The organism is Sulfuricurvum sp. RIFOXYD12_FULL_44_77, assembly GCF_001830725.1.
Classification (GTDB): Bacteria; Campylobacterota; Campylobacteria; order Campylobacterales; family Sulfurimonadaceae; genus Sulfuricurvum; species Sulfuricurvum kujiense_A.
The window spans coordinates 1-8453 of record NZ_MIBU01000078.1 but is presented as its reverse complement, the minus strand read 5'-3'; the positions used below and the strand labels follow the sequence as shown (position 1 = coordinate 8453).

Below are 8453 nucleotides of genomic sequence, written 5' to 3'. Positions count from 1 at the left end.
GGCAAATTTTCACCCCTCAAAGATCAAATCACCCTCACTGTCTCCAAACTCCAAGGGACGAATGCTGTTATCATCGCAGAAGCCGTTAAAGAAGAACTCGAAAAATACAAAGAGCAAATGGCTGCACAGGGGATCAACTACGTCATCACCCGCAACGACGGCGAGCGGGCAAACGAAGCGGTTAACGAACTCGTATTTCACTTGATCCTCTCCATCGTCATCATCGCGATTTTGTTAGCGTTTGTCCTTGGCTGGAGAGAGTCACTCATCGTCACCTTCACCGTTCCGGCGATTTTGGCGATTACCCTCTTTATCGCCTATATTACGGGGCAAACGGTAAACCGTATTACCCTCTTTGCCTTCCTCCTCAGTCTAGGGCTTCTCGTCGATGCAGCGATTATCGTTATAGAAAATATCCACCGCCATTTCCACGCACCCGGAGCGCACGAGAGAGATGCCGATGAGCTGATGATCGAAGCAACCGATGAGATCGGTGCACCGACCAATATTGCTACCTTAGCCATTATCCTCACGATGGTGCCGATGGCATTTGTCGGGCAAATGATGGGACAGTTTATGAAACCGATCCCTGCCAATGTCCCTGTAGCGCTTGTCGCATCCCTTTTTGTTGCCTATATTTTCACTCCGTATTTAGCGGTACGACTTCTTAAAAAACCCGAACACCACGGAGACTCTCACTAATGTATAAAAAATTTGAAAATTATTTACTCGATCTTTTGAGTTCCCCTATCAAAAAAAAGAGGGTGCTTTGGGGGACACTCATCGCCTTTATCCTCTCGGTTGCTTTGATTCCGAGTGAACTCGTTTTGGCAAAAATGCTGCCGGGAAAAAATAATGACACCTACAGTATCTATGTCGATCTCCCTAATGGAAGCTCTATCGAGCAGACACGCAGTGTTACCGATTGTACTGTAGGTATTTTACAGCACGAAAAAGAGGCACTGGATGCCGAGGTCTTTTTAGGGACAGGATCACCGCTTGATTTTGCGGGACTTATCAAAGGAAGCCACTTTAAAAATAACGAAAACGTTGCGGAAGTGGTGGTCAATCTGACCAAAAAGCACGATCGTGACGAGCCTTCGTATATGATGGTTCAACGGCTACGACCGGTGATTCAAAAAGAGTGCGGCAATCTTTATCCGGGGACGAATATCAAATTTGTCGAACCGCCGGCAGGTCCTCCGACAATGGCGGCTATCGTTGCCGAAGTTTACGGTAATAATGCCAATGGAATTCGCCATCTTAGCAACCGCATCGAAGGGGTTTTTCAAAAAACCGAAGGGCTTGTCGATATCGATATTATGCAAGATGAGATTTACGATAAATTCGAAGTTCGCGTCAATACCGATAAAATCACCCGTTCCGCTCTCGATGTTAAACATGTCAACGATGTCTTATATCTAGCGTTTGAAGGGATGGGAGTTGCCGTTAAAAACTCTCAAAAATCAACCGATCAAATCCCTATTTTTCTCACCTTGACCCCTGAGGGGAAAAAGTTTGCATCTCGCGATAAACTCGCTATCGAGATGAAACTCTCCTCTCTCACCCTTTTAAATCAAATGGGGATGATGGTACCGATTACCGAGGTTGTCGATATCGTGGGAGTAAAATCGAATCCGATGATACTCTCTAAGAACCTTCACCAAATGAGTAATGTCGTTGCCGAGACCGATATGGTCTCTCAGGTCTATCCGCTGATGGATGCCCGTAACGTTATTCTCGATACTTTCGGTGATGAATACGAAATCCATAAGATCGGCCTTTTTAACCTTGAACTGATCGATAAAAAAACTGCGGAGCGGTATGAGCTTTTATGGGATGGAGAGATGGAAGTAACCCTAGATACGTTTGTCGATCTCGGCGGTGCTTTCATCGCGGCACTGATTCTTATCTTCTTATTGATGGTTATTTACTACAAAAGCTTTATCCTCAGCGGTATCGTATTGCTCGGAAGTTTCCTCTCCATCATCGGCGTTATTTTCGGCCATTTGATTATGGACATATTCACGACAGATACCTTCTTCCTCACGGCAACCTCTTTAATCGGGTTTATTGCCCTGATCGGTATCAGTTCTCGTAACTCTCTACTACTGGTCGATTTTACAAAATCCCTCATGGTGGACAAAGGGATGCATAAAAAAGAGGCGATAGCCTATGCTACCGCTACCCGTGCCAAGCCTATTTTCCTCACTGCCGCGGCGATTATCCTCGCGTCGACACTCTTAGCGAGTGATGCAGTTTTCGGAGGGCTTGGAGTATCGTTAATTTTTGGTACAATAGCAGCAGTCATCGCATCGCTTGTGGTTGTCCCCGTTCTAATCCATAATTCTGATTTGGAACGTCACTTCAACTTTCATGAGCGTAAAGCGGTATCAGTAATGGAGCCATAAATCAATGTCCGCTTTTGTTCCGATCACGGTAATCTCATCAAATGTTACACAAGATTTGAAAAAGATTGCCCTAGAAAAGAGAATAGCGGTAGAAAAACTTGATTTTGATCTCCTCTCTTACGAGACCTATTTTAAAGAGTCTATGGATGAGGAGTGGCAGCTTTTAAGAGAAAAAGACCTCCTTTCTCAAACAACCGAAGTTGAACTCCGCTCTCCCCATTTTCAGATTCGTCAAGAATACCAAATACACATCAGACTCTTCAAACCTCACCCCTATCTCGACTTGAACTTTAGTATCGCAACCGATAAAACCAAAAGCAAAGCGATTGCCATCATCAATCCGGCCTCTAAAATTCCCCTTAAAAAAGGGGTTCAAGAGTGGCTCAAAGAGGCAATAATTCGTAAACAGCTCCGGCATGGACTCCTCATTGGTTTATATGATCTGGATCTGGATCGAGAGATCAATCGGCTTATCATTAAAATACAAAAAGAGGGGCCGCTAACTTTTCTGTATCGTCTCCCTATCGGAGAGTTTTTCCTCCCGATTGTTCCTATCAATGATAAAGTTATCCTCCACTATAAAGAGCTCAATAAAACGAAGAGCCTCATCGAGGGGGTCAATCCGGGTGATTTGATTCTCGAATATATACTTCCAAAATACGGACGTGACGGACGGGCATGTACGGGTGAACACATCGCGGTTCCCGATCCGGTAGTTAAATACGCTACCTATATTTTGATTGACCCGGAAACCATCCGAGCCGAAGAGGATGAGGAGAGCATCCGCTTTTATACAACCGTTTCTGGTTTTGTAGAGCGTAAACAAGGGATCTTTTCTATTTCTCAAGAACTCCAAATCGAAAATGCCAGCTTGAGAAAAACCGGCTCGATCGAAACCGGATGGGATAAAGACGTATCGCTCAGAATCAATAAAAAAGTGGATAGTGAAGATGCCGTCGGCATGGGAGTCAATATCGATGTTCAAAAACTCGATATGAGCGGTACGGTCGGAAGCAATGCTAAGATTCAAGCATGTGAAGTCAATATCGGAGCACAAACCCATAAAAAATCGCACATCAATGTTTCCGAAATTGCCAATATTCATCTCCATCGCGGCAATCTCAAAGCAAAAGAGGCCAATATCACCATTTTGGAAGCGGGAAAAGTGGAAGCCGATATTATTCGGATCAAAAAAATGGTGGGAGGTGAGGTCATCGCACGTGAGATTCATATCGAGACCCTCTATTCCAATGCCCGTGTCATCGCACTCGAATCCATTACTATCCAGAACATCGAAGGGGAAGGAAACAACCTCATTATAGATCCCCTTGCAATTGAGAATTATAATTACCAAATTTCTGAGTTAGAGATGAATATTCGAGATAAAAACTCCAAAATTCAGGTTGATAGTAAAGAGTTTATTTCCCGAAAGATCAAACTCAAAGAACAAAATGAGCGTATCCAACAAATCCAAGAACGGGTACTTGCCAAACAAAAAAAAGGGGAAATTCCTTTAAGAGCCGATTTGGTGAGACTTCAACAATACAAAACCGAAGCGGAACAGCTTAAAGAATTTGCCGATATTATCAAAGAGCACGAAGCCTCTCTTCAACAGTTAGAAGAGAAATTGGAGAAGCTCTACGAAGCCGATCTACATGCTGTTGTTACCCACTACGGAGTCTATAACGGACATAATCGTATCCTTTTTATCGATCCCAAAACACACAAAGAACACGGTATCACCCCTGAGGGAAAAGCAACTCACGTCCGGTTGCAAAAAGAGGATGATGAAAAAAGATTTCTGCTGGAATCCTAAAAAAACAAAACTCCTTTCATATCCCTCCGAGAGCTTTAACTTTTTGCGGTAAAACTCTGGTATGAAAATATCAGACCTAACTCTTAGTACCCCCTATTTATCCCTTGATCCCATTTTTTATCATGAAGTGGCTCCGACACCGCTCAAACATCCCCGCCTCGTCAGCTTCAATCCATCAGGAACTCTACTTTTGGGGCTTGATCCTGCACACATTGATACCAGTGAAATAGAAGCACTTCTCAACGGCACCTTATTGCTGAGCGGTTCTCGCCCCTATGCGATGTGTTATGCAGGTCATCAATTCGGCTATTATGTCCCCAGACTCGGAGATGGCCGTGCGATAAATCTAGGTGCTACCAAGGGGTGGAATTTACAGTTAAAAGGTTCAGGACAAACCCGCTATTCTCGTCAAGGCGACGGACGTGCCGTATTACGTTCCAGTATCCGAGAATATCTCCTCAGCGAAGCGATGCACACGCTGGGTATCCCTACCAGCCGCTCCTTAGCCCTCATCACTTCCGATGAGAAAGTAGCGCGTGAGCGTTGGGAGCACGGAGCCGTTGTACTGCGATTATCCCCCTCATGGATACGCTTCGGCACTTTTGAGTACTTTTTCCACTCCAATCGCTACGATAAACTCGAAAATTTAGCCGATTTTTTACTTCAAGAGTCCTTTCCGGAGTTAGTCGGTGTCGAGAATAGTTATCTCAAGATGTTTGGAGAGATCGTTAAACGGACGGCTCACCTTATTGCCCACTGGCAATCGGTCGGCTTTAATCACGGGGTTATGAATACCGATAATATGTCTGCGATCGGGCTCACAATCGATTACGGCCCTTTTGCCTTTTTGGATACCTTTGAGAGCGGTTACATCTGCAACCATACCGACACACAGGGAAGGTACAGCTACGATAATCAGCCCCGCATCGGCTATTGGAATCTGGAGCGGTTAGCCCATGCCCTCTCACCCCTCATCCATGAAAAAAAACTCAAAAATGAACTCGACAAATACGGAGAGTATTTCACGCTCCATCTGCTGGAGCTTTTGCGGGCGAAACTCGGACTTGAGAGTGCGGATAAGAACGACAGCGAACTGCTCCGTTCCCTCTTTAGTATTATGGAAAACGGGCGTATCGATATGACCCCCTTTTTTCGAACCCTCAGTCGCTATGACGGAGACAAAGAGCCGTTATGTGCATTAACACTCGCTCCGAATCAGTTGAACGAATGGCTTAAACGATACGATGAACGATTACGTCTCAACACCTTATCCCCCGATGCTCGGCACGCGAAAATGCTCCGTACCAATCCCAAATACGTGTTAAAAAACTATATTCTCCAAGAGGCTATTGATGCTGCCGAAAAAAACGATTTTTCTCTTGTGAATAATCTGCTGACACTAGCTCAAAGCCCGTACGATGAACACCATGCATTCGAGCGCTATGCAGGTTCCACACCCAATCAATACAAAAATTTAAAACTAAGCTGCTCTTCATAGCGCTTATTTATCCACCATTCAGATTGTAATCAAAAGGTAATCAACGAAAAAGTGGTTATTTTTTGATCAATATTTATCCAAAATTTCTCTTGAATCTCTCTATACTGTGACCATTATTTAACCTAAATTTTCATTCTACAGGAACCCGTATGCAACGCAACCATCTCATCCGCTATATGAGCGATGTCCAAAATTTTGAAAAAAACATGAGTACCTTGTCCGCCAAATGGGATTTACTCACCCTCCTTGGTTCTATGTCCAATATCGGAATGGATACGAGCGAAACCCGAAAAGCATTCGAAGACTTGCTGGATGAACCTCTGCTGCGTCTCATCGAAGAAACTTTTAATAAAAGCCTCAACGAACTGGAATCCAAAGCCCAAACGGCGATCGATATCCTGATCCGTAACCTTTTTGAGCGTACCGCCGATATCGGATTTCTCGCTACCGATGATGATATACGCGATTATCTCCTCTTTTTAAACTCAGCCGATATGTCTGCTTCGGAAGAGATGCGTGAAATCAAAATCCGAAAAAAAGAGGCGCTTACCGAGCGTTTTCGTGAATATGTTTCCAAATACAGCGTCTATGAAAACATTATCTTGCTCGATACCAAAGGAAAAGTACTCGTACAGCTCGATACCACCAACCCGATCACCCACTCCAAAGATTCTTTGTTGAGTGAATCGTTGCGAACCCATCAAGGGTATGTTGAAACCTTTCGCACAAGCGATCTTAACCACAATAAACCCTCCCTTATCTACTCCTACCGTGTGAGTAAAAGTGAGAGTGATGAGCCTTTAGGGGTATTGTGCCTCATTTTCCGTTTTGAAAATGAGCTGCAAAGCATTTTTCGAAAACTCACCCGTGAAAATCCCTACATCGCCCTCGAACTTCTCGGTTCTGATGGCACCGTTATCGCCTCTTCATCGGCGCATCATGTACCGATAGGCTCCTATCTAAGCCCTCGCAATAACGAAGATCACCAAACCTACTATGCCGGATTCGAATACCTCTACCAAGCGGTCAAAACAACCGGATATCAGGGGTATAACGGTTCAGGATGGATCGGCCATGCGATGGTTCCCCTCCACCTTGCATTTCGCTCCTCGTCCCGCCCCTCATTTCTAAAAAATGAGCTGTTTGACTCGGTTGCCAACGCGCAAGCCTACTATCCCCAAGAGCTAAAAGACATTTTGGATAAAGCCCGAAAAATCCAAAGCGAACTCGATATTACCGTCTGGAACGGCAATGTTCAAATCGCCAATGCTATCGGTCATGAAAGCCCTTTTACCAAAGCGCTCCTCTCTGAAATTTCCAAAACAGGTGAAGAGACCAAACGGGTGTTTGATCATACCGTCGCCAACCTCAATTCAGCCATGATGGTTCAGTATCTTGAGGATTTAAAATTTCAATCTTCTCTCGCGATTGATATTATGGATCGCAATCTGTATGAGCGGGCAAACGACTGCCGATGGTGGGCACTCACCACGACCTTTCGAGAGTGTCTCTCACAGGGGAGTGTAAGCGAAGCTGATCGTGAAAAAATGAACTCCATTTTGGGTTACATCAACGATCTCTATACCGTTTACACTGCGATGTTTATCTATGATCGAGAGGGGGTTATTGTCTCTGTATCGACTCCCGAGGATCACGCGCTTATTGGAAAAAGAATCGGCTATACGTGGGCGATGGAGACACTCGATCTTAAAACGACGCAGGAGTATGTCGTATCGACGTTCGAACCGAGCCCTTATTACGCCAATCGCTCAACCTATATCTATAACGCTTGTATTCGTAACAGCAAGGAAGAAAATGTGGGGGGAATCGGAATCGTCTTCGATGCCGAATCTCAGTTTGAAGCGATGTTGCACGACACACTCCCTAAAGATGAAAATCATGCCATCCCTGAGGGGATGTTTGCCCTCTTTATCGATCGCAATGGCCGTGTCATCTCCTCTACTACCTCTGATATCCGTGTGGGAGAGGTGCTGAGCCTTCCTGTATCGATCTTAGAACTCAGCCCGGGTCAGAGCGATGCGCAGATTCTCCCTTTTGAGGGGGTCTATTACGCACTCGGTGCAACCTGCTCCAACGGATACAGAGAATACAAACAAAGTGACGGGTACGATAACGATATCATCTCCCTCCTCTACCGCCCTATCGGTGCAATCCAAGTGCTTGAAGATGAAGCGCCGGCTCAGCGTACGTATACCTATCCTAAACCGAACGGAACGGAAGAGACGTGTGAGATTTCAACCTTTTTCATCGGGGGATCACTCTTTGCGATCGAATCCAAAAACGTTGTCTGTTCTCTCGCACACCAAGAGCTTACTTCGATACTCCACGCCAGCGAATACAATATGGGGGTTATCAGCTACGATAAACGGATGGTAAGCGTCATTTCATTAGCCAAACTGCTCGGGATGGAGAAAAAATACGACAAAGAACGTGATACGATCATCCTAGTCAAAACGGTCATTGAAAAACAGGTTGTTTATCTGGGAGTTGCCGTCGATGCGATCTACAGCAGCCCTGAAATTCCACTGCGCTCCATCAGCCACTACAGCAATGTATTGAAGAATGAGAACTCACTGACCAAAGCGGTTATTATCCCCGATAATCCCGAAGATTTTGCCAACGAGATGATCTCCATCCTCGATATACCGAAAATCTACGCCCAGCTAATCCAGCCCTACTCTCGCCCGCTTCACAAAGTGATGGCGTA

The 8453-nt window shown here is 45.1% G+C and carries 5 protein-coding genes; all 5 read left to right on the top strand.

Annotation, left to right across the window (positions count from 1 at the left end; translation table 11 throughout):
* Positions 1–702: efflux RND transporter permease subunit (locus A2517_RS03600; protein WP_294894220.1), on the top strand; the 702-nt coding region annotated here is incomplete at its 5' end.
* Positions 702–2411: an efflux RND transporter permease subunit gene (locus tag A2517_RS03595; protein WP_294894218.1), complete on the top strand. Its 1710-nt coding sequence runs from the start codon at positions 702–704 to the stop codon at positions 2409–2411. The genes A2517_RS03600 and A2517_RS03595, both read left to right, overlap by 1 nt.
* Before the next feature lie 4 nt (positions 2412–2415).
* A complete protein-coding gene (locus tag A2517_RS03590; protein ID WP_294894216.1) occupies positions 2416–4227 on the top strand; it encodes a FapA family protein in 1812 nt (603 codons plus the stop codon).
* A gap of 61 nt (positions 4228–4288) precedes the next feature.
* Positions 4289–5725, top strand: coding sequence for a YdiU family protein (locus tag A2517_RS03585; protein ID WP_294894210.1), 1437 nt, complete (start codon positions 4289–4291; stop codon positions 5723–5725).
* A gap of 149 nt (positions 5726–5874) precedes the next feature.
* Positions 5875–8453: chemotaxis protein CheW (locus A2517_RS03580; protein ID WP_294894208.1), on the top strand; the 2579-nt coding region annotated here is incomplete at its 3' end.

Excerpts from the sequence above, each read along its gene's own strand:
- A2517_RS03590 (WP_294894216.1), top strand. The coding sequence starts at position 2,416 with ATGTCCGCTTTTGTTCCGATCACGGTAATCTCATCAAATGTTACACAA.
- A2517_RS03585 (WP_294894210.1), top strand. The coding sequence starts at position 4,289 with ATGAAAATATCAGACCTAACTCTTAGTACCCCCTATTTATCCCTTGAT.
- A2517_RS03595 (WP_294894218.1), top strand. The coding sequence starts at position 702 with ATGTATAAAAAATTTGAAAATTATTTACTCGATCTTTTGAGTTCCCCT.